Below are 24260 nucleotides of genomic sequence, written 5' to 3' on the forward strand. Positions count from 1 at the left end.
TTCTTTTAATACGATGAATTATTTCTGTGTCTTTTTGAATACAATATTTTTCTTTCCTGTTCTACGAATCAATTCATCTTCTGTAATAACTTTTACCAAATTAATAATTTGTTTCCCAAGTGCCTCTTGATCATGGTAAAAAATAGTAGTCTTTACATTCTCAGCTGTAATTAATGTCGCTAAGATATCTTTGTCAGTCGGTCATTTTTTGCGGACAGTTCATACATGCTATCCTTTTCTGTTCTCTGCTCCTGCGTTTGCTCTCGTTTGATTTCTCCCTCCGTATCTTCTTGGCACAAGCAGGACAATACCTTGATGCACCAGAGCCCGGGACATATTCAACGCCGCACACCGTACAATTTTTAGCGGGCATTGCTGCCCACCGTTTTGTAGGTATGATATGTAATTCATCGACAAAGCCGATGAATTTATAGTAAATCTTGATTTCCTGCTTCACTGTTCCGTCTGCCATCTTCTCACGCTCCGAAACAAGTATCTTGTCTATGAGTGCGTTTATAACTGTTGCATCCAGTTCTTTTAAGCCTTGATAATTTCGGATAAGGGCGAGGAAGTCACGGATTCCCCGTGATTTCTCGTAGCTTTCATTAAGAGTTTCCGTCACCTCTTTCAGCCTTGCTTCAATTTCAAGCTGCTCTTTCTGGTATTTCCCCGACATCATCTCAAAATTCCGCTCGGTAATACGCTCCATGACCTTATCCTCGTAGAGAGAGGAAAACAGCCTGTCCAGTTCCGCAAGGCGTTTGTTCAGCTTCTTACGTTCTTTCTCTAATGCTTTCGCCCTGCTCTGGTCTGTTTCCGTGAGCCGCTTTTCTATGGCCCTGACCGCCTTTTCATCATTCACTGCCATATCCGCAAAACAGTTGATGTCGGCAAGAACGGCATTGAATAAATCCCTTGCTTCTATATTGTGGGCACTACACTCGCTTCTTCCGTTTCTTGCATAATTATTACATGAATACTGTACACAGTCGATAATCTCTGGGCGTTTCCTCCTGTGTACGTTCATTGCCCGCAGAGCACATCCGCAGTCCACACACTTGATAACGCCTGCAAAAATATTTACAAATCCTCCCTTGTTCTGTGGAAGCCTACGACTTGTAATAAGCTGTTGGACAATATCAAATTCCTCCTGCGTGACTATTCCCTCATGGGTATTGGGTATCACTTCCCATTCTTCGGGCAGCTTAGAGGGGCGTTTCTTGCTTTTCATATTGGCGGCAATCCGTTTGTAGCCTACAAGATTTCCCGCATATATCGGGCTTCTTAAAATGCTCCTCACGCTGTTCCCACTCCAAATATAGCGTTTGTCCTCGTTCCCCTCAAAATGACGTTCAAAGCCTGTTTCGCCACGCTCCGCCGCATAAGCGGCAGGGCGTAGGATATGCTGTTTATTAAGATGTCTGCAAATTTTGGCAACTCCATTCCCTTTTAATGCAAGGTCGAATATCTCTTTTACAACATGTGCCACTTTATCATCTATCAGCAGATGGTTGTGGTCGGCAGGGTCTTTGATATAGCCATAAGGGGCGGTAGTTCCCATGAATTTCCCCTGTTGAAACCTCGCCCGATATGCCGATTTTATCTTAACAGATATGTCAGCGGCATACATTTCGTTTAAAATGTTGCGGAAAGGCGTGATGTCCATAGCAGATTTATTCAAGGTATCTACGCCGTCATTGACCGCTATATACCTCACGTTATGCTCTGGGAAGAAAACTTCCAGATATAACCCACAATCAAGATAGTTTCTCCCCAGACGGGATAAATCTTTCGTAATCACGCAGTTTATCAGACCGCTTTCAATGTCTTTTATCATATTCTGGAAACTTGGTCTTTGGAAATTTGTACCAGAATAACCATCGTCCACATACGTTTTTGCTATGTGCCATCCCTGCTTTTTCACATAATCCGTGAGGATGGATTTCTGTGTCGCAATGCTCGCACTCTCGTTATCCGTACCATCGTCTTTAGATAAGCGGCAATAAATGCCGACTAAATAGATTTTCTTTTCTTCTTTGATTCCTGCCATACTGTAAAACCTCCGTATCTGTCCTATCTGTTTTCATGTCCCATTGCGTACATTCTAAGCGGACAGCCCCTCATTGTCGAAGGTGTCGCCCTCGGCAATCTTCTTCCGAATATCCTCGGAGATAATCGGGACAAACGCTTCTGTAACGGTCTGTGTGCCGACATATTCACGGCTGATTATCATCTGCACTGGTGCTTTTGGCACGATACGCTTTCTCTTTTTATCTGCTTTCTTATCCTCGCCCATACTTAAATCTTCCTTTCCAGACAGGGCAGGGAAGAGTTTGGAAATGTCCCCGCCCTGCCAATCAGATACCATTAATCCTCGCTGTTTAATTCTTTCTGTAATGCTTTAAGGAGTGCCGCCGCTTCATCAGCGTTCAGCGTGATTCCCTTGCCGCACTTTTCACGGTTCGGGGAAAAGCTGCGGATGTCATACTTCGGCTCTTTCCCATTCCATGAAATGAGATTGATTTCCTTTGTGTAGCCACTGTCGCCCGTAGACAATACTGCGATTTCCTTTACGATTTCATACTGGATTTCTCTCATTCTCCATACCTCAACTCTCTGTATTTACTTCCCGAAAAAAGAAGATTAGCGGCTGTCACGGTTGCGTTTCCTCTGCAACTCACGCTCCAAAAGTTTGATGATGGTTTCCTCCATCTGCTTCGGCGTTGTGTTCTTCGGAAAGTATTTTTTCAGCTTGCTTGTGTTGATTTTCAAGGTTTCTTTCTGGTTGCCCTTTTCCTCCGTCATAATCGCAAATATCGTATCCATGTCAAGCCGCCCGCTCTGGCTTAACTGTTTCATCCGCTGTGCCTGTGAGAGTGAGGGCGTTGCTTCTTCGCTCTCCATCGTGGCAAAGAGGTTTTCCTGCTCGTCTTTCTTCAAGAAGGACAGTTCCACCGCAGGCGTGAGGGCGATTTTCCCCTCGTCCACCATCTGCAAAATCGGCGGTATCAGTTCCGTCAGGCGGATAAAACGCTGCACGGTCATCCTGCCCACGCCGAAGCCCTGTGCCACCTTGTCGTCCGTCCGCAACTTCGTCACAACTTGTGACGAGGTTAAGTCTGTGCGGAAACCCTGCCGCTTCATGGCTTCGGATTTCATCTTGTAAGCAAACGCCCGCTCCGATGGCAGGATATTCTCACGCTGCAAATTGCTGTCTACAAGGGTGATGATGGCTCGGTCACGGTCTAAGGGCAGGACAAACGCAGGCACGGTATTTATCCCTGCAAGTTCAGAAGCACGGACACGCCGCTGTCCTGCAATCACTTCATAACCGTCCCCGTCCTCTTTCGGGCGTGTGATTATCGGCGTGACAATGCCAAATTCCTTGATGCTTTCCGCTAACTCTGACAGTGTTTCATCTTCTGCCACATGAAACGGATTGTCGGGGAACGGGTACAAGTCTTTGGTCTTTAACACCTTAAAATCCTGTTTCTTCATTCACATATCTACCTTTCTTTCGCTCTGCTTCTATGATTTTTCTGCAATTCTTCCAACACTTCGGGCGGTATTTTTGACAGCAGCCGCCCCATCTGCTCGTTGGTTCTCTGCAATTCAAATATCTTCTGATTCGCTTTCTGCACCTTTAGTTCCTGCTCGTACTTTTCATCACGCATACGCCCCGCATAGTCTGATTCCTGCCCAATTCTCTCTTTCAAACTGTCGATATACGCCTGCTGTTTCCCGATTTCCTTAGAGAATTTCTCCACGTCTGGCAGCCATGCAGAGAGTAAATCTAACGCTTTATCCCTTTTCTTCCCTGCGTTAAAGGCGTTGATGTCGGATAGGGCAGACACGATTTCTTCATACTGTTTATCAAGCCTGCCGCCTAATTTATAGAGCCATGTGGGGACGTGTTTCCGCTTGGTTTCCATTGAGGACTGCCCCCGTTCAAGCTGATTCCACCGTGAGGACATCCGCTCATGGTAGGCGGTCTGCCACTCGGATAATGATTTCTGGTTGCCTAAGATAGCTTTCGCTGACAGCTTATTGTCTGGCGTAATCGGCACAAAGCAGAGGTGCATATGGGGCGTTCTCTCGTCCATATGGACGACAGCGGAGAGGATATTCTGCTTTCCAACACGCTCCGAAATGAAGTCAAGAGCCGTCTGGAAATACGCTTTTTGTTCTTCGGGCGGTAACTGGTTCATAAATTCTGGTGAAGCTGTGATGAGCGTTTCCACCATCATCACGCTGTCTTTCCTTGTCCTGCACCCCGCTTCGGCTACCATGCGGTTAATCTCTTTCTTGTAGGTGTACTTTGGTGGTGCTATGAGATGGTAATTGTTTTTAGAGCGTTCCATATCTATATCTGGGTTGCTTTTGTAGGCTTCTTTCTTCCGCTCGTTGTGGCGTTCACAAGCCGCAACGCCGCCCGCTTTTCGTTTCTGGAAACGCAGGATTGCATAAGGCATAGGCGGATTCCTCCTTTCTTTCGGCGGGTGACCGTCCTTTGGGGTGACAGCGGTGACGGTGGTGACAGCAGTTTTGGGATACCCCCTGCCGACTGCCGCAACTGTCACCCTCACCCCCTGCATGACGGTCATGTCGATGATGACGGTGTTTTTGGGATACCCCCCTCGCAAGAGCCGTCACCGTCATGCCGCCATTCTTTTATCCGAAGCCGTAAGGCGTAGGATAGCAGGGCACAGCCCTGCCTTAAGGGAGTCCAGAGGGAACGTCTGGCACACGACTTTGCAGGGCAAAGTGTAGTGTGTTACACCCTGTAAACGCAGTCGGAAAAATCGGAATGATTTTTCTGACCGCAGGGGTGGTTTTACACGACCGAAAAGGGCGAGTAAATCTCACGCCTGCATTTTGCGTTTACGGGGTGTTCTCCCGTAGGGATGACAGCGGCAGGGTATCCTAAAATCACTGTCACCACCGTCACTGCTGTCACCCGCAGGGCAGAGCCGCCAGCTTTACATGGCTTTAAGCGTCAATGACAGTAACAGGGGGGTATCCTAATATCGCTGTCACCACCATCACCGCTGTCACCCGCCCTCCTTGCAAGGGCAATCCGCCTGCCGTCTTTCCTGCGGCTGTACTGGTAGCAGATACGGTTCTCGCTTAAAAATGTGGTGCGGTATTCATTCAGCCATTTCGTAATCACCGTGGGTATGGTTTCCGTTTCCCCCATAGCGGCTAACAGTTCCGTTGCCGTGCCTATCCATTCTTCCTTATCCCTCATAAAATCCACCAACCGAAAAAGGACATCTGGTATCGTTTCTTTCGCAAGCTGCTCCTGCGTTTTCCGCTCCACAAGCTCCCAACGGCAATCACGGAAACGCAGCGTGTATTCCTGATAAGGCGTGTCCCTGCCCGTCACATACAGCTTGGCGGTGTCAGACGCACGTTTCTCCTTTTCCAGAACAAAGGTAGCGTCCGCACTCCCCGTTAATCCTGTCGTCCCAGACACCTTGTTGAACACGTCGCTGTCATTCTGCTTTCGGATGTGGTGTACGACAATGACCGCCAGAGAGTGCCTGTCGGCAAAGTCTTTGATGAGGGAGATGTCCCCATAGTCGCTTGCATAGGCATTGTCTTTTGAAGCTGTACGGACTTTCTGCAAGGTATCAATGACAATGAGCCTGCTGTCTGGGTAATCTTTCAGATAATCTTCAAGCTGCACGATAAGACCGTCTGACAGCTTGCAGCTTGCCACGGCAAAGTGGAGCCGCCCGCTTGCTTCGTCCGTCAAACGAAATAACCTGTCCTGTATGCGGCAGAACGTGTCCTCAAGGCAGAGGTAAAGCACATCGCCCTCCATTGTCGGCATATCCCATAAAGGGATTCCCTGCGACACGCATAAGCATAGCTTCAGCATGAGCCAGCTTTTGCCTATCTTTTGTGAGCCGCAGAACAGCGATAAGCCTGTCGGGATAAGGCTGTCCACCACAAAGGATGGTTTCTCAAGCGGTTCATAAAGGAGCGTTTCGGCGTTGACTGTCTGTAACTTCTGCATGGCTTTCCTCCTTTCGGGCGGTGTCTTTGTTTTCGTTGCACATAGGCGTTGACCTCCTTAAAAATAGATTTACTCCCACGGAAAAAAGTGAGAGTATGTAATGCCGCCAATCCCACACAAATAAAAAACAGATTTCTTTTTCGGGCGGTGTCGGTCACGGTTGGAGATATTTCTTCAATTTCCGCCTTTACTTTCTCCTTTGCAATCGCAACAGATTTCTGTATTGCCGAAGCGGTGCAATGCTCCATAGCGGCGATTTGGTAAAAATTGAACTCATACTCGTAGTAGAGCAGGAAACGCCGCCTTTGTATCTCTGGAAGGCTCCCAACCGCCTTATAGAGCGTTTCATTCCGTTCTTCCTCAACCATGCGTTCATCAAGGCTCTTAGGCACACGCAACGCCCGTCTGTAAAGGGTTTCGTCCCATACCTCGTTAAACTCCCTGTGCCGCTCGTCCCATTAGAAAAGATTCCTGTTCCTGCGCTCCATCTGCCGAAACTCCATAAAGAACTGTTCCGACACTTCCAACTCGTGGGATTTGCCCTGCCCGTCCTTAAAGCTGATAAAATACCTTGTGCCGCTTTCCGTGGATTCCTCCCGAAGCGTGTATGCCTTAACCCTGTATGCCATCCTGTTGTCCTCCTGCAAATCGAGTAGGAGGAATTTCTCTTGATTGAGAAATTCCGACCTCTCACACCACCGTGCGTACCGTTCGGTACACGGCGGTTCAATCAACTTAACAAGTAACACACCTTTCGGTGTAGTAATCTAACATTGAGACTAATCCGAATGAGGTTAGTCTCTTATTGCTTATAGCTTGGCATACATCTGAACCTCGACATACTCTTGCGAACCCTTTAGCGTAGGATGTTCGCTTTGCTGCCCATTGGGGCACGCCTAGTTTCATTAAATTCTTTGCCCTGTTTTGTGGTGTTTTCCATTGTTTCCATATACACATACGAAGTCTGAATCGGATATGTTTATCCATTTCTCTGCACAGATGTTTCATACTCCCTATCTTGAAGTAGTTAACCCATCCTCTGATAAGTTGATTGAGTTTCTCCACTTTGTAGCTGTTGCTTACACCCCAGCTACGACAGGTGAGTTCCTTCATCCTCTTCTTGAATTTCTCAACTGATTTTGCATGTGGCTTCGCCTTGTATTGGTGTGCTCTTGAATCAAAATAGAATCCAAATCCAAGGTATTTGAGTCCTTGCGGTTTATCCACTTTACTCTTTGTCATGTTGACCTTAAGCCCTAGTTTCTCCTCAATGAATCGAGAGATATTTCTCATTACTCGATTTGCAGACATTTCACTCCCAACCATAATGATACAGTCATCCGCATATCTCGCGAAATTGAGCCCTCGCTTTTCCATTTCTTTGTCAAGTTCATTGAGCATGATATTCGCTAATAGCGGAGAAAGATTTCCTCCTTGCGGTGTTCCTATTACAGAGTCTTCATACTCATCATCAATCATAATTCCACTGACAAGATACTTTCTCACAATGGAGATGACATCTCCATCCTTGATTGTTCTTCCAATTAAGGTCATCAGCTTGTCATGATTTACTGTGTCAAAGAACTTTTCCAAGTCAATGTCTACAATCCAATCATTACCATCATTCATCATATCAAGTGCTGTTAGGATTGCTTGTTGTGCACACCTATTCGGTCTGAATCCATAACTGTGGTCATGGAATTGTTCCTCATAGATTGGTGTTAGTACCTGTGCAATGGCTTGTTGTACAAATCTGTCTGTTACCGTTGGTACTCCTAGGTTTCTGACACCACCATCAGGCTTTGGTATCTCCACTCTTCGTACTGGTTGAGGTTTGTATTTTCTTGTCCTCAACTGTTCCTTGATGATTTCGCCGTTCTTTGCAAGATGTTCCTTGAGTTCTGTGTACTTCATTCCGTCCACTCCCTCTGCACCTTTGTTTCGTACGACTTGCAGATATGCTCTGTTGAGATTATCACTAGATAATATCTGCTCCATTAGATTACTTGTGTCCATGCGTTCTTTCCTTTCCGTCTCGCTTGATTTGACCATCTTTTACCCGATTGGTTACGGCAGATGTTGTCATTTCTGCAATACGAGACATACTCAAACTGATTGATTGTTCGCCCCTTCACTCCATCCCCATTACAGAGACTTCTTCACTACTATGGGCTCGGCTGATTTCTCACAGTTCGTTGTTACTAGGCTGATGATACCTCTGTGAGACCTCCACGCTTAAGGTGCACGCTCTTTCCTCTCATCTATCCGCCACATTTACTCGTACTTCCAGCAACTTTTGGACTTCATCTCCTTTTGCAGACTTATCCGTATTTCCGAGCCTTATATGTGATTTCTGTCCGTCGGACCAAGAGTTTGCTTACAGCTTCCTTCAGATTCCACCTCACGATGGACACCCTTGCTGTTCGGCTATACACTTCCTCGTTGCCTAGGCGTGTTCGGGACTTTCACCCGTTAGAGCGCGCCCATGGCGCGCAAACAAAATGAGTGAGGGGATTTCCATCCCTCACCCAGTAGCCCGCAGGATGGCAGGCTGTTTTAGAAGCTATAAAATTTTCCGCAGCTTCTTCCGCAGATGGTCTAACCTCGCATAGATGGCACCAGTCGTCAAATGCACAAGCGGGGCAATCTCCTTTGTGGAATACCCCTGCATTTTCAGCAGGACGATTTTCAAGGTACGCCCGTCCACCGTGACTAATACTTGATAGAGATTTTCGCTCTCAATCTCTTCCAGTAACTCCGCAACCGTACCCACTTCCGCCTGCCGCTCCCTGCCTGCCATGTCCTCAAGATATTCCGCAACGTCATTCGTCCATCGGTAAAACCGCCTGTTGGAATTGAAGTCTGCCCTGTCCGCCATGCGTATCTGCTCAATGGTCGCTTCATCAACGCCGCACTCACGCAGCAGCTTTTCCTCCGCTTCTTTCCAGATACGCCATTTCCTGTCCTCCCGTCCGTGGTTGTATGCCATTCTTACTTCCTCCAATCAGAATTGATTGAGAGGGCAGAGAAAAGCCCCCTCATCTTCCCAAAGGAAAAAACAAGGGGGCTGAACGCCTTAAATTTTAATTTTCTATTATCTTTCTTAGTTTTATTAGGATTCTGGCTTTGCGTTTGTTTACAACGCTCTGGGTTATGCCCAACCTCGCCCCGACTTCACGCTCGGAAAGTCCGTCAAAAAAGATTGCCTGTATCAGCTCCTGTTCACTATCCGACAGCAAAGGCAGGGCGGCTTTCAGCCTGTCCACCATGACCGCATTGACAACGGTTTCTGCAATGTCCACCGCTTCATCAGTGATAAAGTCCAGAGGATTCCCCTCGCTGTCCGTAAATCCGTCGAGAGATAGCAGTCTATTCTTTGTATCTAATTTTTGCAGATAACGCCACCGTTCCTTGTCACGGTAGAAGTCTGTGTATTGCTCCCTCACGACTTCAAGCAGACAGCCTTGAATGGGGATAAACAGCTTGTCCATATAGGTCTGGTCGGATTCCCTGCAACGGCAGAACTCCGTGTAGGATAATTCCACATAGCCGCCACTTTCTCTGATATATACCTTTCTTGGTGCATATTTCACCATAAATACCTCCCATCTGAATTTTTGAAATGTAAAAAATCCAGATGGAGAGGCGGAGAACGACACCGCATATCAGAAACAGCCCTACGGCACTTTCCAACAAAAATCGACAAATCACAACCACCGGCTCAGCCGGTGGTTTGTACTTGCCCTATAAGGGCAAATTACCGGCACTAGAGTCTAAAGACTCATCGAATGGTTCGCCAACTGCAACATCATTTACCTATGGAGCCCTAAAGGGCTCATTTTATTTATTTGCTTTTACTGGCTCACCCGTAAACGGGTCAATATACTCTTTTAGTGTCATTTGATCATATTCTAAATCCTCTTTTAACTGATTTTGAATATACTCTTGTATTTTCTTTGCATTCTTCCCTACAGTATCTACATAATATCCTCGACACCAGAAATGTCTATTTCCATATTTATACTTTAAATTTGCATGTCGTTCGAATATCATGAGTGTACTTTTTCCCTTTAAATACCCTACAAAACTTGAAACACTTATACTTGGCGGAATCCTCACCAGCATATGTACATGATCTGGACAGATTTCTGCCTCCACTATTTCTACACCTTTTCTTTTGCATAGCATACTCAGAATATTAGCTATATCTTGTTTTAACTTTCCGTATGCCACTTTTCTTCTATATTTTGGTGCAAAAACAATATGATACTTACAATTCCATTTTGTATGTGATAAACTACTAATATCCATTTGGATAACCTCCTTTGATTTTATGTGGTTGGCGAACCAACATAATTATATCATTGGAGGTTTTTTACTGTAAGCTGAAGCAATGCTGACTCACCGGCTGAGCCGGTGGTTTCTTTGTTCCTCAAAGTTTCGTTTCTCTGCCTGAGAAACTCCACAATGATGAACAGGCTTAAAGCCTAACAAAGAAAAACCGCAAAGGCTCTGTGACCTTTACGGTTATAGGAAATAGTAATTCTATTGTATGGAGATTGTACTTCTACTTTCAAGGTGAGAAGTACCGTTGCACTGGCAGAAATTTTTTTAACTGGTTTCCTGCCGTTCTCTGATATGCTATGTATTGATAAATTTTGCTTCGTATGAGCAGATAGATAACTGCCCGAAAAAAGGACATAAAAAAATCCCTCCAAATTTAAAAACAAATTCAGAGGGTAATTTAGGGTATAACAAAATAACCCACCCGAATATCGTTTTTTTTATTTGGTGAGTTTGTTCTTTCAAATACGAAACAAAAAGAGCCGATGATTCGTGAATTGTTCCACAATTTCATCGGCTCTGCGTCTTAAGCGTCTGGCTCTTTGATGACAGTTATCTTCAAGTTGTCAACTTTAATCAATCTTTCTTGTCTGCATTTTGGACAATAAAGGGGATAATTCTCCAAAACAGTGTCCTTCCTAATTTTATTACGGGTTTTGCTCCCACAAACAGGACACAATATCCATTCGCATTTCATCATAATTAGTCTCTAATCCTTTCAAATCTCATTTTATATGACTTTTGCAAGCTGTTAAGCTAACTTGTGGAACATATGCCGAACCTTATCTATACGGCTATTCGGGCGGCGGGGTTGGCAAATAAATTTACCAATAGCTGGCTGGTATCCTTTTAACTCTGTCAAGCAGACTCCCTGCCCATTTGTGAAATAAGTTAAATCGTTCCTGTATTCTTGAATACATCTAGCAGGGATTTCTCCTTTCAGAATGACCTCGTCATTCTTTATCTGAGTACTTACAATATCTGCACAATACCTTGGAGCATCATGATACGCCCGTGAGAGATATTCCTGCGGTGCATAAATTTCAAAGTGGAGATATGGCTCTAATAGTTCTGTCCCTGCTTTTTTTAAAGCCTGCTCCAATACGATAGGGGAAAGCAGCCGAAAGTCTGCGGGGGTACTTACAGGACTATAATACAATCCATATTCAAAACAGATTTTACAGTCTGTCACTTTCCATCCATACAGCCCCTGCTCGCAGCCATAAAGAACCCCCTCCATAACCGCATTTTGGAACGATTGATTTAAATATCCAAGTGAAACTCTGCTTTCATACTGCACTCCGCTTCCAATAGGGAGCGGCTCTATGGACAACCCGACAGAAGCCCAGAAAGGATTTGGCGGGACTTCTATGTGGATGGTATATTCTGCTTTTCTAAGCGGTCTTTCCAGATAAATAACCGAAGGCTCTTTCATAGCCACGCCCACATGATATTTTTCTTCTAATAGCGAACAAATAACTTCTAACTGTACTTTTCCCAAAAAAGATAACATAATCTCATGTGTAACAGTATCAATGTCAAAATGCAAAAGAGGGTCTGTATCAGCAATCTCTGCGAGGGCATTTAACAGGGCTTCCCTTTGCTCCGGCTTTTGCGGCTCTACCGTTGTCCGAAGTAATGGCATGGGATTATCAATCCATGTTTTGTGAGGCAGGAGTTTTTCATTTCCCAGAATGTCGTTCAGTTTCAAAGTATCATCAGCTAAAATAACAATTTCTCCCGGACAGGCATGGTCAGCCGGGACGATTTCACCATTTGACGGAATACACATTTCTGTGATTTTTATTTTCTCTTTTTCAGATATTCTAATAACATCCCTCAAATGCAATGTTCCGCTATATATACGCACATAAACAAAACGCCGCCTTTTCTCTGAATATTCAATCTTAAAAACCTGCCCGCATAGTTCAGATTGACCTTCAGGCGTTGATGAATAAAATTTACTGGCAATTACTTCTATAAGCTGCCGAATCCCCAGATTGTTTTTAGCGCTTCCGTGATAAACGGGAAATAACGTTCCGTTTTGGAATCTCCTGTTTTCTTCCTGTTCCAGTTCTGACATTTTAAACGGTTTCCCTGACATATATTTCTCTAATAGTTCATCGTTTCCCATAATTACCGCATCCCACTGTTCCATATCGTCATTGTCCGTTACATTTATATGGGGATGCTGCCCAACCTTTTGCTTCACTATAATTTCCGAAGAAAGCTTTGCTTTCATTTCCCGATATACCATTGGCAAATCAATCCCCTCTTGGTCAATTTTATTGATGAAAAAAATTGTCGGAATCTTCATTATCTGTAGTGCATGAAACAGTATACGGGTCTGTGCCTGTATGCCATCCTTTGCAGAAACTAATAATACTGCTCCGTCTAATACGGATAAAGAACGGTATACTTCCGCCAAAAAATCCATATGGCCTGGCGTATCTATAATGTTGACTTTTACATCCTCCCACTGAAAAGATGTCACTGCTGTCTGGATAGTGATTCCCCTTTGACGCTCCAAATTCATTGTATCTGTCCTTGTTGTGCCTTCATCTACGCTCCCTAGTTCTGCAATTGCACCACTGGTATACAATAAACTTTCCGTTAATGTTGTCTTTCCTGCGTCAACGTGAGCCAGAATGCCTAAGTTAATTATTTTCATGTGATTTTCCTCCTATCAACACCCAAAAAAGGGCATAAAAATACCCAGTGATAAATACTCCTATCACTGGGTAAATAACTCCAATAGCCCCAAAACACTTATATGTTTTCGGGCATATAAAATTACATGATAAAAGTATTCTTAAACTGGGTACAAAAAACTAAGCCCCATATTAAAAGTGAAACGGGACTGCTACTTTTTGTTCCCACTATCAAATTGACAGTTTATTTAAGAATACCTTGCCGCATATTTATTAACTCCTTGTATAATACTGAATCTAATTATATTCCTTAACCCTTTATTTGTCAAGCTGACAAACTAAAGCAGAAAAAGCGGCAGGATTTCCCCCTGCCACTAATCATCTGTTTATGCAAAAATAATTTCCTTTTCCACAATCTCCCTCGCACAAGCCCTTATGTTATTGAGGCATCCTGTCCATTCTAAGGCGTTTTCTGCCTTTAGCTGTTCCGTTATGCCCTGTGCCTGTTTCATACCCTCTATGAGCCTTTCAAAGCGTTCCTGTGCCTGTCTGTTGATGTCGGCAAGGTAGGCGTTTAGCCTGCCGCTTGTAAGAAGATTGGTGTATGTAACTTTACGGTACTGTTTTAGATAATCTAAATGCCGTTGCCCCCAGATGCCTATTGCCTGTTCTTCTTCGGCGGGTACAGTTAAGCACGGTATCAAATAATCCCCTTGCCTTTCGTATTTGCCGCCCAGTTCCTCAAATAATGATTTTGCCATTGTCTGTTACCTCCACATTCTTTTTTATTTTGAATGTCCGCAAAATCCGTCCTACATCTGTCGCACACACAAGGCTGGCAACATCGTCCCTGGCCATGAGCTTTTTCAGGATACCGAACTGCTTCTTGGTTCCGGAAGAAACCTCATACTGCCAGTCAGCCGGGAAGATCGGCAGATCAGCATACGCCCACTTGCCGTATTTTGCATCGTAGGCTTCGGGCTGTGCCAACTCCACCAGATGGCCGACACACCAGCTGACAACATAGCCGTTGCCTTCGAGGTATCCATCTTCACGCTTGTTTGCCCCAAGCACCTTTGCGATACTCTGAGCGACTGAGGGTTTCTCAGCCAATACTAATTTCATTCGCATCTGCTCCTTTCCAAAAAAATAAGCAGCCACACACCGTAGTGCATGACTGCTATGTATGAAACTTATTCAATGTATTGTCTCAGTATTTCTTCCTCGTTTCCGATTATCAAATGACTTGATGATCGGGCTATTGCAGAATTGTATTCTCTTACAGCTTCCACCGAAACATCAATCTGTCTCTCTGTATTATCTCCGTTTATCACCAGTGCTTTTGTAGGTGATATAGGATAAAAAAATGTCAGCTCAGTAGTCTCAGCTAAATCATTATCGTAATCACATTTGAGGTTAATAATAGGTTGATCCGATGTAATAAATGGAATTGCTGTATTGTTATTAAGCAGTGCAATCGTAGTCTCTTTGCTCATCAACGAATATGCTAACGATGTTTGAATATGCCAAAAGAAAAATACCGACAGGTTTTCTAAATTCACCTTACTCAAGTCAATTCCGACTTTTGCAAAATCGAGTTTTTTGATTGAATCCCCAAACTGCTTCATCCAGCGCTCTTTTAATGGTAATGTTCTGAAATACTGGATACATATATCACTCAAAAAGTTGAACCGGTCATTTCTATCCAGATTATAGTAGAATCCTATTCCTTGCTCATCTATTATTCTGAAATACTTAACTAATTCACCCTCTATATCACAATAGAAATCTTCCATATTGTTATTCTTTTGAACACGAATAATCTGTTCGCACTTAGAGATTTCATGACGCAAATCATCAGGAATATTATTTTCCGTTCCAAATCGCTTTATCGCAGCTTGTTTCATTATATCAAGATTTTTTTGATTTTCAATCGGGAGAAGATAAGTCTCAATGAAAAACTTCATCTGCTCACGAACAACTGGACTCATAGTCTGCAAATAACAATCCAATAGCTTTTTTTCGTCTGAATTTAAGCTGTTGATTGTATAAAATGAATTTTTGAAGGCAATGGCTTCAGTTCCAGTCGGAAATAGCTTCTTTCTATCTCTCAGTACCCATACTGTATTGTTTTCTTTCCACTTTGATAAGTAAGCTTGAAAAACAAAATGATGTTTCTTTTTTACATTTTCTATCCTTTCCATGACTTTGCACCTCATATTCTTCTATGCTTTCTTTTTATTATAGCGGTTTGTCTCCCAACATCAAACCCAAATAAAAGAGCTATGTAAAAGCAGCCCGAAGGCTGCCCCAGGCATCATGCCTGTTACGGATTATACCGGCTCGTTGTCCTCCTCGTCAGCGTCGAAGCCAACATCATCGTCGTCCTCAAAATCCTCGCTGTAGCCGTAGTCCTCGTCAACGTCTACATAATCAGCGTCAGGGTCAGGCTTTGCCGCTTCTTTTTCTTTCTTCTTTTCCTGCAACTTCTTAAATGCGAAGAAACTACCGCCGCCAGCAAGCGCAAGCAGAGCAAGGATAGCCGGAATCATATTGGTCTTAGACTTCTCCACAGGCTCAGGCTCTGTGACCTCAGGCTCCGGTTCCGTCTCGGTCGGTTCTGGAGTGGTCTCAACCACAGGCTCGGTGTACTTGGCAGCATCTTCCTCGCTCATCAGCATCAGTAGGTCGGCTTCGTCCACCTGATTCAAGAAGTGAACCGTCTCATTTCCTTCATCGTCACGGTCGATGATGATATAAAAGTAATTTCCGTTCTTTGTGACCGCAGTAATAAACTGTTTACCGGTTTTGTCAGGAGAGCCGACATCATCAACCAGTGTCAGATTGCCATCGGGAGTGAGGGCAGATTCACTGGCGTCTGCGCCGGTGTCCATATTCTGCATGAACATATTCATGAACATCATAAGCAGCGCCATATCCATTTCGCTGTTCTGCTCGGCTTCCTCAATCAGCTCCAGATAGTCGCTGTGAACATAGCCATTCTTTTCAGGAACCGTGATCTGATACCAGTCGCCATCAACACCGATCACCTTTACTTCCTCGCCGGGGCGAAGCTGGTCGATGATCTCATAATCCATGCCTGCACCGGTACGCACATTCAGACGGGAACCGTTCGTGACCACCTTGCCGGTACCCATGCCATCGTCCTCGTTTTCCCCGGTATCATACTTCCAGTCCTCGCCGTTAAAGGAGAATACCACCGTACCATCTTCATCCACAGATACGCTGTACGATACTTCTTCCGTTTCCTGCTCCGTGGTTTCCGCAGGGGCAGTTTCCACGGTTTCGATACCGGAAGCCGCTGTCTCATCAGTATAGGCGAGAGCGGTTGTCGAAAACACGCTCATGCAAAGCACAGCCGCCAGAAAAGCGGCACACAGTCTTTTACTCTTCATTCTGCATCTCCTCCTCGTTCATAGCATTGATTGTCTCAGGCTTCGGAGCCATATCCGCAGCAAACATGCGGAGAAGCTCAGAAAGCTGGTCAGGGGTCAGGTTCGCAGCGTGAACCATTTCATGGATTTCGGAGTTTTCCTCCTCACGGTATCTGCGTTCCAGGTCTTTTACTCTGGCATCCCATTCAGCCCGTTTCCTACGGGCTTTCTCAAGGTCTGCACCAATTCTGTCTAATTTTGCACCCAATAGAATGTCCTCCTTAATTTCGGATTCTGCCGAAGCAGTAAAAATGCTGTTGCCAGTAACTTGTTTCAATCGAAGCATAAGAGATCGGGTTTCCACAGTGAATCATCATTCCATTGCCGACATAAATACCAACGTGCGATGCACCGGAGGTATCATAAGTGCCTTGGAAGAAGATGAGGTCTCCAGGTTTTGCAGAGCTTCGAGGAATAATGTCACATACACCCATCAGACCGTTTGCGGTCAATCTGCCAACGCTCCAGCCATTGCCGCAGTTATTGATGACCCACGAAACAAAACCGGAGCAGTCAAAGGAAGTGGAGGGGCTGCTTCCACCCCATACATACGGGTATCCCAGATACTTCTCGGCTTCCCGGATCATGTTGGCAAATCGGGTATCCGTCAGAGCTTCGCCCGGAATGTCATAGTCGGTGTATTCGCCGGTGACTGCATAAATGTCGTCCCCAAAGATGTCCGGGCGGTTCCCGCTTGTCTGGAGAAGTACACGGTATCGCTCCATTTCATCCTCTGTCAGACCGGAGTTTCCGATTACACGGTTCAAGCCCTTGTTTACCAGCTTCACATTCAGGATATAATACTCATACTCAACCTCAACTTCGTACTCATATTCCTCTGTCGTGGTCTCGCCGGTTTCCGGGTCTGTGGATGTCGATGTGCCGGTACGGGTCTCTGTACGGGTTCGGATTTCCACTTCTTCTGTCAAAATCAGCTCATACTGCTGATCGAACAGCCACCGCAGAGTGCTTTGCACTTCCTCACGGGTGTAATCCTCAAACTTCACCGTCAGATATGCCGCCAGCTCATAGGGATTGTGGTTGATCTCATCAAGGTCATAACGGTATTCATCATAACCGCTGTGAGTGCGCTCAATGTTGTTGATCTGATTTCTCAAGGCGGCTTCCAGAGCCTTGTAGTCATTGTCTGCCCCGATGATGTCCTCGTCCTTGGCAGTAAAAGAAGTTCCCAGAATCACCTGCGTTCCACCCTGAAACATGGCAGCACAAGAGGAAAACATACTGGAAATAACCATAAAAAGCAGTCCCGCCACCAGAACAAGCAGAATGGCTTTGGAGTGCGTGGTACAAAACTCCGTGACTCTTTCTGTGATTGTCTTGGCTCCCTGGGCTGCTTTTTCCGCACCCTTGGCAGCTGTTGTCTTTGCCGTACTGTTACCGGCTTTAGCAGCTGCGTATTCTTTCTTGATTGCCTGTTTCTGCCGCCAGCGGGAAAACGGGTTGGAACCGGCATCCGGATTGTCCTTCTTGAACTTCTCATAAAGGGCATCCACATTGGCTTTATCTGACTTTTGCACCAACTTATCAGCCTTATCATGAGCTTTCAGCTTGTGGCTGTAGATGGCGTGATCGATGGTGTAGGCAGTGGATTCCACTGCCCTTGTCGTTTCCTGTGCGGACTGAACACCGACATTATCATCTTCATACTCCGATACCGCCCGATGCACCTTGGATGTGAGTGTCACAGCCGTACCACGGGTGGCAAGCTGTTTTGCCGAAGATGGACGATCCACAGCCACGCTGTTGTCTGCCTTGCCGAAACGGAGCTTTGCTTTCCGGGAACCGGCGGCATCCGTTTCCTGACGCAGCTTGGTTGCCTTCTTTTTGGAAGCCAGCTTATCCACCGCTTTTTCTGCTTTGTCAGCCGCTTTATCCGCACGGTCAGCAGCTTTTTTCACCTGAGAATCCGCAAGGTCATCTTCGGTGAAACGGAGTCGTGTCGGTTTCTTCGCCATGCCTTACGCCTCCTTTGTTGCCACCACCTCATTCAGCTTCGTGGTCATAATGCGGTAGAGTTCCGTATCGGTCGGGAACCGGTCAATAAACGGCAGGATCACATTGCCATAGAACAGAAGTCCTTCGCCCTCACCGGAATTGGTCACATAGGACAGCTGGTGGGGAGAGATATTCAGACGCTTTGCCAGAATCCCTCTGTCCTCGCTTGCCTGATTCAACATATAGATGAAGTCAGAGTTTTCGAGGATATTGGCAATCTCCGGGGAACGAAGAAGGTCTTTGACATTCTGGGTAATGCCAGTGGGCAAACCGCCCCATTTACGGAATCTTTTCCAGATTTCTACGGAGTAGGTGGCCGTCTGCTCCTCCTTCAAAAGCAGATGAAACTCGTCAATGTAGTATCTGGTGGATTTACCGGCACTTCGGTTGGCTGTCACACGACCCCATACCTGATCCTGAACAATCAGCATACCGATTTTCTTCAGCTGATTGCCAAGCTCCTTGATGTCATAGCAGACCAGACGGTTATTGATGTCCACATTGGTTCGATTGTTGAACAGCTTCAAAGAACCCTTTACATAGATTTCCAGAGCCGTCGCTACATGATGGGCTTCTTTCTCGTCCTGCTTGAGAAGTGCGTTATACAAATCCTCAAGAACGGGCATATTTTCAGGAACCGGATTGTCAAAATATCTCTGGTAAATCTGATGCACACAACGGTCAATAACCGTCTTTTCAATGGGCTGCAAGCCATCCTTACTTCCCATAATCAACTCGCAGAGGGAGAGGATAAAGTCTGCTTTCAGGGCAACAGGGTTATCATCCTCAGAGTAATTGATATTGATGTCCATCGGATTGATATAGTTGGTGCTGGAAGAACTGATCTTGATTACCTGACCTTCAAACTTGTGAACCAGCGCCGCATATTCTGCTTCCGGGTCGCAGATGATAATGTCATCATCCGTCACGAGGAACGCATTGGTAATCTCACGCTTTGCGGAGAAGGATTTGCCGGAACCAGGCGTACCAAGGATAAGCCCATTGGGGTTTTTCAGTTTCTTTCTGTCCACCATAATCAGGTTGTTGGATAAGGCATTCAGACCGTAATACAGGCTTTCGGCACCATTCTGGAACAACTCCTGTGTAGTGAACGGTACAAAAATAGCCGTGGAACTGGTAGTCAGGCCACGACGAATCTCGATTAAATTCTGTGCCAGCGGCAGACTGCTCATCAGTCCCTGTTCCTGCTGAAAATCCAGTCGGCGCAGGTTGCAGTTATGCTTCTGGGCAATACTCTGTGCCTGGAACACATTGTTTTCCAGTTCCTGCTCGGTGCGACCGGTATTCATCACAAGGAATGTCAGCATGAACATTCGCTCATTCTGGCTCTGAAGTTCTTTCAGAAGCGCTTTCGCATCTTTACCGTAGGTGGCAAGATCAGAGGGAATGATGTCCATATCGTAGCCGGAACGGACAGCCTTTTTCTGTTCCTCGATTTTGGAGCGGTCAAGCTCTGTGATGGTTCGCTTGATGGTCTTGATAGCCGCCGTCTGGTCAACCGACTGGATGTGCATGGTCACGATCTGGCTTGACTCCATATCCAGAAAATCAGCCAGCATTCGGTCAGAAAGGTCAGAAGCGATAATTTGCAGATAGGACATCGAACCGTAGATACTGCCCATCTGGAAGGTGCGGCTGGTCTTAAAGGCAAACGCTGTCGGCGCAATAAAATCCTTTACGGACAGTCCGGATTCCACAAGATACTTCCAGTCAAAGAAGAACTTATCGTTGTCACCCATGTGGAACATGGAGTGCATCAGACGAAGCCGTTCCTTGCCATTCATCGTGGATGCAATCACACCCAAACGGCGGAAGTTGTTGAGCAGGTCATTTTCGATATGGTTCAGTCTCGGCTTTGCCTGACGCATGGACTCTGCTTCGATGCCGAAAGTCAGATACTTGGTCTTGGTCAGACCGTTATTGCCCTGAGAAAGCTGCTTTTTCAGAATCTGACTGTACTCGGCACGGGAAGAATTGAAGTTGTCCTTTCGGAACGGGATACGGATGCTCTTTTCAAAGCTCTCCGCATCGGTGCTCATGTTCATAAAGGACAGCTCAAACTGAACAGAGCTGTCGAAGAAATTCAGGAAACTGCACCACTCATCGAAAATGGCGGTTTTATCCTCCTGCTGTGCCAGCTGATAGTTGATGTCCTGAAACTGAATGGTCTTGGTATAAAAACTGTCGGTGACTCGGCAGATGCCGTCCGGGAACATTCTCTGGAAGGGAATGGACTGCTGGGCGGTCTGGGGAATCCCATTGTCTTTCTTTGCCCGTTCTACAACAGCCTTAATTTCTCTCTGCTGCTTTCGATTCAGATTTGCAGGCATTTTTACTTCTCTTGCCTGCGGTTTCTTCTTGAAAAACAATTCGCTCAACCTCCTTTTCAAGTTGATACTGACGCACCAGAGCGTCGTAATAGTTGTTCGTCTGATAAGGTCGAACCTTGGGACGAATAAATTTTACCTGAATGAAATGTCCTGCAATGACTTCCAGCGGCTGACCGTCCTTTTCGTACATAGCCAGAAAGAACAGGGGAAGCATGACAATCATCATTGTCAGTGCCGCAAGGCTTACATTTCCTGTACCTTTGACCAAAAAGAAAATCGGCACCCCAATGAGTGCCGCAGAGCCGAAACAGATCAGCTGTCGTTTTGTCAGATTGAAGAACACCTTTGTTTTTACCCTCGTCAGGTCACGGGGTACGGGGATATATGCTGCCACTGAAAACCTCCTTCCTTAGTGGGCAGAGAACACGCCCTTTGCAAGAGAACCGGTCTTAAAGAGGGTGAAGCACAGAAGAACCGTGTATCCCATGACACCCCAGATCGAAGCGATAATGTCCTCGCTGAAAGCGACCGACTGCACCAGCACCGCATAGATGCCGACACAGATCATAATCAGGAACCCCTGGAACCCGATTGCAAAGAGTGATCTCAGATAGTTCTGCCCAACGCTGCTCTGTTCCCTGTTCCCGAAGGTGGCAAAAGGAATCGGGGCAAGGCTGACCATGAGGTAAATCTCAATCATCCGTCCGTAGACAATGACGAAGATCACGATTGCCAATGCCGACATTGTGACCTGAACAATCAGGGATTGCAGGAACAGCCCCAATAGCGGACCGAGATCCATTCCCATCAGCGTATCTTCCATTGTTTCAAGTGCCGCCGCATCTATGGCGGTGTCTCCCGCAATGATACCGGCGCTGGCATTGATAACGTGCTGTGCCACATCGAACACAGCCATTGTGATATTGAATGTGTTTGTGATTAACATGACCGCAACGAAGGTCTTGAACACCCACTTGAAAAAAATCCATGTCTCAAAATTCGCCAGATTGTTGTGGTCGATAATCATTTGAATTAGCTCGTAACAGGCGATAAAGGTCAGTATCAAGCCTGCTATCGGGATAATCACTGACTCGGAGATGTTGCGTACCATGGCAAAGACGCCCGGCGAGAAATTCGCCGGGGTCATGCCAACGGAGGTTGCTATCTCGCCAACCTGGTTGTTGACGGACTCAAACATCCCCGACAGATTTCCCATGATGGCTGAAACGAGCATTTCTTTCAGCCAGTCTGTGATCTGTTGGAGTATGCTGTCCAAAGGCGATTACCTCCTTTTTGCGGATTAACCAAAGAGACCGGAGAGCAAGGGTACGAGGGTGGTTCCGATGAGGGCGACACCGCCGCCTGCCATGAGCTGTTTCATCCCCAATTAGGTGTAAAAACTCTGCTCGATGGCGGGCGGCGGCGTACAAAAAATCTATATGGTGTTGTTAAGAGAACCGTCCCGGCGGGACAGGTCAGGCAGTGACCTGTTCCACCTCCGGGATGGGTTTGAGATTAAAATGAATTTCGATAGAAATGTGTCTTGTTTTATCTTCGTCAATGCGCTCATGCACAACGATTTCTTTGATTAAGCGGTTGAGGGTGGCTGCGTCCAGCTCTGTGATGTTGGCGTATTCCTGAATGGCTTCCACCCATTGTTTTGCATCATTGGCAAGCTGGACTTCATCGGACAGCCGCTTTCTGCCCTCGGACACTTTTGTTTTAAGCTCCGTCTGCTCGGTCTGTGTCTTTTCCAGCATGGTGTTGAAATTCTGCTCACTGATACGCCCTGCAATCATATCCTCATAAAGCCGCATGACCATTTTGTCCAGAACCTCAATCCGTTCCTCGTCCCTTGTAAGGGAGCGTTCCATTGCTTCCCGCTGTTCCCGCTGCTCGGCTTCACAGGTATTGGTCAGGCGGTCGGCAACCGCTTCCCCGTCCATCAGGGCAGCTCTGGCACATTCCCGGATTTTCCGCAGCACATGGCTGTAAAGGGTGTCATAATCAATCCGGTGCTGGGTGCAGTGGTTCTTTCCAAAGGCATTGTAGGTCTTGCAGGAGTAAATCCGCTGGGGATGTTTAGCGTTTGTGTAGCGTACCGTCAGCGACTTCCCACACTCGCCGCATTTTAACAGTCCGGCAAACAGGCTGATTTCATTGGTCTGCCCCGGACGCTGGCGGGATTTCAGCTTGTTCTGCACAATGTCAAAGCTCATGCTGTCAATCAGCGGTTCATGCTGTCCCTCCACCACAATCCAGTCCTCCGGCTTCTTTTCCCCAATCGTGCCGATTTTGAAGCGGTAGTCCTTTTTCTGGGAAGCAATCGCCCCGGTGTAGACGGGATTCATCAAAAGGTCTTTGATAACGGAGAAGTCCCACATATACCGCCCGTTTTCTGGGTCTTTCTTTTCCCATTTGGTGCGGGTATTGCGAAGCCCCCGTTCCCGGTTCCACCATGTAGGGCAGGGGATTTTTTCTTTCTCCAGCCGTCTGCGGATATAGTTCGGACCATGACCGTTCAGGGCATATCCGAAAATCAGCCGCACAATCGGGGCGGTTTCCTCGTCAATGAGCAGATGGTTTTTGTCCTCCGGGTCTTTCCGATACCCAAACGGGGCAAGACACCCGGTAAACTGTCCTTTCTGCGCTTTCAGAAGATAAGAGGAATGGACTTTCTTGGAAATATCCTTGCTGTACATCTCGTTCAGGATATTCTTGAACGGGGCAATGTCGTTGTTATCCCGCAGGGTGTCGATGCCGTCATTCATGGCGATATAGCGGACACCGTTTCTTGGGAAAAAGTCCTCAATCAAATGCCCGGTTTGCAGATAATTACGCCCCAGTCGGCTGAGGTCTTTCGTGATGACAAGGTTGATCTGCCTGCGCTCAATGGCTCTCAACATTCTCTGTAGGTCAGGACGCTCCATGTTAAGACCTGTGAAGCCATCGTCCTGATAGACTGCCACAACCTCCCATCCCTGCTTTTCGCAGTATTTTTCCAGCATATCACGCTGGTTTGCGATACTGGCACTTTCGCCTTGCAGGTCATCGTCCTTTGACAGCCTGCAATAGACCGCCGCACGATAACCCCCGGCAAGTGCCGAACCGATTGTTCTGTATTCCATTTCGTTCATCATAGCCATTTACCCACACAATCCAGACGGTATCTGGCTCTTTTGAACCTCATCTTCATTATAGCCTATATCTTTCTTTTTAGCAAGATATTCTTTTGCATTTGTCTTTCCGTATTTCTGGGAAATCAGGCTGACGAACACATCAGTGGCGTCAAGCTCCCCGTCAAATACAGTGGTCACATGAATCTCTGTTTTGTTTTTTGCCATAGGCAGTTATCCTCCATACATGAAAATAGCCAGACAGAGGGTGTCGGCAACGAAGTCCGGCAACGGACTTCAAAAGA

21 protein-coding genes and 4 pseudogenes are annotated in these 24260 nt (G+C 46.2%); all 25 read right to left on the reverse strand.

Annotated features, from left to right (window positions below; all coding sequences use genetic code 11):
- Positions 1-193: 193 nt before the first annotated feature.
- A complete protein-coding gene (locus BHF69_RS11305; protein WP_001820670.1) occupies positions 194-2050 on the reverse strand; it encodes a recombinase family protein in 1857 nt (618 codons plus the stop codon).
- A gap of 54 nt (positions 2051-2104) precedes the next feature.
- Positions 2105-2296 carry a hypothetical protein gene (locus BHF69_RS11310; protein ID WP_001820669.1) on the reverse strand — a complete coding sequence of 64 codons (192 nt, stop codon included), beginning with the start codon at positions 2294-2296 and terminating at the stop codon, positions 2105-2107.
- A 71-nt stretch (positions 2297-2367) separates the two neighbouring features.
- Positions 2368-2598 carry a YdbC family protein gene (locus tag BHF69_RS11315; protein WP_001206986.1) on the reverse strand — a complete coding sequence of 77 codons (231 nt, stop codon included), beginning with the start codon at positions 2596-2598 and terminating at the stop codon, positions 2368-2370.
- Between the two features lie 45 nt (positions 2599-2643).
- Positions 2644-3498, reverse strand: a complete 855-nt coding sequence (locus BHF69_RS11320) for a ParB/RepB/Spo0J family partition protein (protein WP_000743700.1) — start codon at positions 3496-3498, stop codon at positions 2644-2646.
- An 8-nt stretch (positions 3499-3506) separates the two neighbouring features.
- On the reverse strand, positions 3507-4472 hold the full coding sequence (mobV, locus tag BHF69_RS11325; protein ID WP_001820668.1) for a MobV family relaxase: 966 nt from the start codon (positions 4470-4472) through the stop codon (positions 3507-3509).
- A gap of 517 nt (positions 4473-4989) precedes the next feature.
- Positions 4990-6022 (reverse strand): annotated as a pseudogene (locus BHF69_RS11330) (AAA family ATPase).
- A gap of 154 nt (positions 6023-6176) precedes the next feature.
- A pseudogene (locus BHF69_RS14040) lies at positions 6177-6651 on the reverse strand (RNA polymerase sigma factor).
- A 106-nt stretch (positions 6652-6757) separates the two neighbouring features.
- On the reverse strand, positions 6758-8038 hold the full coding sequence (gene ltrA, locus BHF69_RS11340; protein WP_158022527.1) for a group II intron reverse transcriptase/maturase: 1281 nt from the start codon (positions 8036-8038) through the stop codon (positions 6758-6760).
- Positions 8039-8585: 547 nt separating this feature from the next.
- Positions 8586-9011, reverse strand: a complete 426-nt coding sequence (locus BHF69_RS11345) for a sigma-70 family RNA polymerase sigma factor (protein WP_000323895.1) — start codon at positions 9009-9011, stop codon at positions 8586-8588.
- A gap of 94 nt (positions 9012-9105) precedes the next feature.
- Entirely contained in the window at positions 9106-9615 is a 510-nt protein-coding gene (locus BHF69_RS11350) for a sigma-70 family RNA polymerase sigma factor (RefSeq protein WP_105116765.1), read from the reverse strand.
- A gap of 247 nt (positions 9616-9862) precedes the next feature.
- Entirely contained in the window at positions 9863-10333 is a 471-nt protein-coding gene (tnpA, locus tag BHF69_RS11355; protein WP_075669051.1) for an IS200/IS605 family transposase, read from the reverse strand.
- A 559-nt stretch (positions 10334-10892) separates the two neighbouring features.
- Positions 10893-11066, reverse strand: a complete 174-nt coding sequence (locus BHF69_RS11365; RefSeq protein ID WP_002779755.1) for a cysteine-rich KTR domain-containing protein — start codon at positions 11064-11066, stop codon at positions 10893-10895.
- Positions 11067-11117: 51 nt separating this feature from the next.
- Complete coding sequence (tet(O), locus tag BHF69_RS11370; RefSeq protein ID WP_028086456.1) at positions 11118-13037, reverse strand: tetracycline resistance ribosomal protection protein Tet(O); 1920 nt, start codon at positions 13035-13037, stop codon at positions 11118-11120.
- A 366-nt stretch (positions 13038-13403) separates the two neighbouring features.
- Positions 13404-13778, reverse strand: a complete 375-nt coding sequence (locus BHF69_RS11375; protein WP_001129922.1) for a TnpV protein — start codon at positions 13776-13778, stop codon at positions 13404-13406.
- A gap of 46 nt (positions 13779-13824) precedes the next feature.
- Positions 13825-14142, reverse strand: a pseudogene (locus BHF69_RS11380) (toprim domain-containing protein); the annotation flags it as partial.
- Between the two features lie 68 nt (positions 14143-14210).
- A complete protein-coding gene (locus BHF69_RS11385; RefSeq protein ID WP_075671600.1) occupies positions 14211-15221 on the reverse strand; it encodes a DUF4238 domain-containing protein in 1011 nt (336 codons plus the stop codon).
- 129 nt (positions 15222-15350) lie between these two features.
- Positions 15351-16433: a CD1107 family mobile element protein gene (locus tag BHF69_RS11390; RefSeq protein WP_075671602.1), complete on the reverse strand. Its 1083-nt coding sequence runs from the start codon at positions 16431-16433 to the stop codon at positions 15351-15353.
- A complete protein-coding gene (locus BHF69_RS11395) occupies positions 16423-16680 on the reverse strand; it encodes a DUF4315 family protein (RefSeq protein WP_075671604.1) in 258 nt (85 codons plus the stop codon). The genes BHF69_RS11390 and BHF69_RS11395 overlap by 11 nt, the downstream gene beginning before the upstream one ends.
- A 13-nt stretch (positions 16681-16693) precedes the next feature.
- Complete coding sequence (locus tag BHF69_RS11400; RefSeq protein ID WP_075671606.1) at positions 16694-18448, reverse strand: C40 family peptidase; 1755 nt, start codon at positions 18446-18448, stop codon at positions 16694-16696.
- 3 nt (positions 18449-18451) lie between these two features.
- Positions 18452-20839, reverse strand: a complete 2388-nt coding sequence (locus BHF69_RS11405) for a VirB4-like conjugal transfer ATPase, CD1110 family (RefSeq protein WP_075671608.1) — start codon at positions 20837-20839, stop codon at positions 18452-18454.
- The gene (locus BHF69_RS11410) at positions 20799-21233 is read right to left on the reverse strand and encodes a PrgI family protein (protein WP_075671610.1); all 435 of its coding nucleotides are present in this window, start codon (positions 21231-21233) and stop codon (positions 20799-20801) included. The genes BHF69_RS11405 and BHF69_RS11410 overlap by 41 nt, the downstream gene beginning before the upstream one ends.
- Positions 21234-21248: 15 nt before the next feature.
- Entirely contained in the window at positions 21249-22115 is an 867-nt protein-coding gene (locus tag BHF69_RS11415) for a VirB6/TrbL-like conjugal transfer protein, CD1112 family (RefSeq protein ID WP_075671612.1), read from the reverse strand.
- Positions 22116-22139: 24 nt separating this feature from the next.
- A pseudogene (locus BHF69_RS11420) lies at positions 22140-22223 on the reverse strand (Maff2 family mobile element protein); the annotation flags it as partial.
- Positions 22224-22314: 91 nt separating this feature from the next.
- Entirely contained in the window at positions 22315-23985 is a 1671-nt protein-coding gene (locus BHF69_RS11425; protein ID WP_002584321.1) for a recombinase family protein, read from the reverse strand.
- Positions 23986-24183, reverse strand: coding sequence for a hypothetical protein (locus BHF69_RS11430; RefSeq protein WP_002592708.1), 198 nt, complete (start codon positions 24181-24183; stop codon positions 23986-23988).
- Positions 24184-24260 lie beyond the last annotated feature (77 nt).

Origin of the sequence: Anaerostipes sp. 992a (assembly GCF_001940245.1) — a bacterium.
GTDB lineage: Bacteria > Bacillota > Clostridia > Lachnospirales > Lachnospiraceae > Fimousia.

Coding starts and splice junctions, on each gene's coding strand:
- BHF69_RS11305 (WP_001820670.1), bottom strand. CDS start 2,050: ATGGCAGGAATCAAAGAAGAAAAGAAAATCTATTTAGTCGGCATTTAT.
- BHF69_RS11310 (WP_001820669.1), bottom strand. CDS start 2,296: ATGGGCGAGGATAAGAAAGCAGATAAAAAGAGAAAGCGTATCGTGCCA.
- BHF69_RS11315 (WP_001206986.1), bottom strand. CDS start 2,598: ATGAGAGAAATCCAGTATGAAATCGTAAAGGAAATCGCAGTATTGTCT.
- BHF69_RS11320 (WP_000743700.1), bottom strand. CDS start 3,498: ATGAAGAAACAGGATTTTAAGGTGTTAAAGACCAAAGACTTGTACCCG.
- mobV (WP_001820668.1), bottom strand. CDS start 4,472: ATGCCTTATGCAATCCTGCGTTTCCAGAAACGAAAAGCGGGCGGCGTT.
- ltrA (WP_158022527.1), bottom strand. CDS start 8,038: ATGGACACAAGTAATCTAATGGAGCAGATATTATCTAGTGATAATCTC.
- BHF69_RS11345 (WP_000323895.1), bottom strand. CDS start 9,011: ATGGCATACAACCACGGACGGGAGGACAGGAAATGGCGTATCTGGAAA.
- tnpA (WP_075669051.1), bottom strand. CDS start 10,333: ATGGATATTAGTAGTTTATCACATACAAAATGGAATTGTAAGTATCAT.
- BHF69_RS11365 (WP_002779755.1), bottom strand. CDS start 11,066: ATGATGAAATGCGAATGGATATTGTGTCCTGTTTGTGGGAGCAAAACC.
- BHF69_RS11375 (WP_001129922.1), bottom strand. CDS start 13,778: ATGGCAAAATCATTATTTGAGGAACTGGGCGGCAAATACGAAAGGCAA.
- BHF69_RS11385 (WP_075671600.1), bottom strand. CDS start 15,221: ATGGAAAGGATAGAAAATGTAAAAAAGAAACATCATTTTGTTTTTCAA.
- BHF69_RS11390 (WP_075671602.1), bottom strand. CDS start 16,433: ATGAAGAGTAAAAGACTGTGTGCCGCTTTTCTGGCGGCTGTGCTTTGC.
- BHF69_RS11400 (WP_075671606.1), bottom strand. CDS start 18,448: ATGGCGAAGAAACCGACACGACTCCGTTTCACCGAAGATGACCTTGCG.
- BHF69_RS11405 (WP_075671608.1), bottom strand. CDS start 20,839: ATGCCTGCAAATCTGAATCGAAAGCAGCAGAGAGAAATTAAGGCTGTT.
- BHF69_RS11425 (WP_002584321.1), bottom strand. CDS start 23,985: ATGGCTATGATGAACGAAATGGAATACAGAACAATCGGTTCGGCACTT.
- BHF69_RS11430 (WP_002592708.1), bottom strand. CDS start 24,183: ATGGCAAAAAACAAAACAGAGATTCATGTGACCACTGTATTTGACGGG.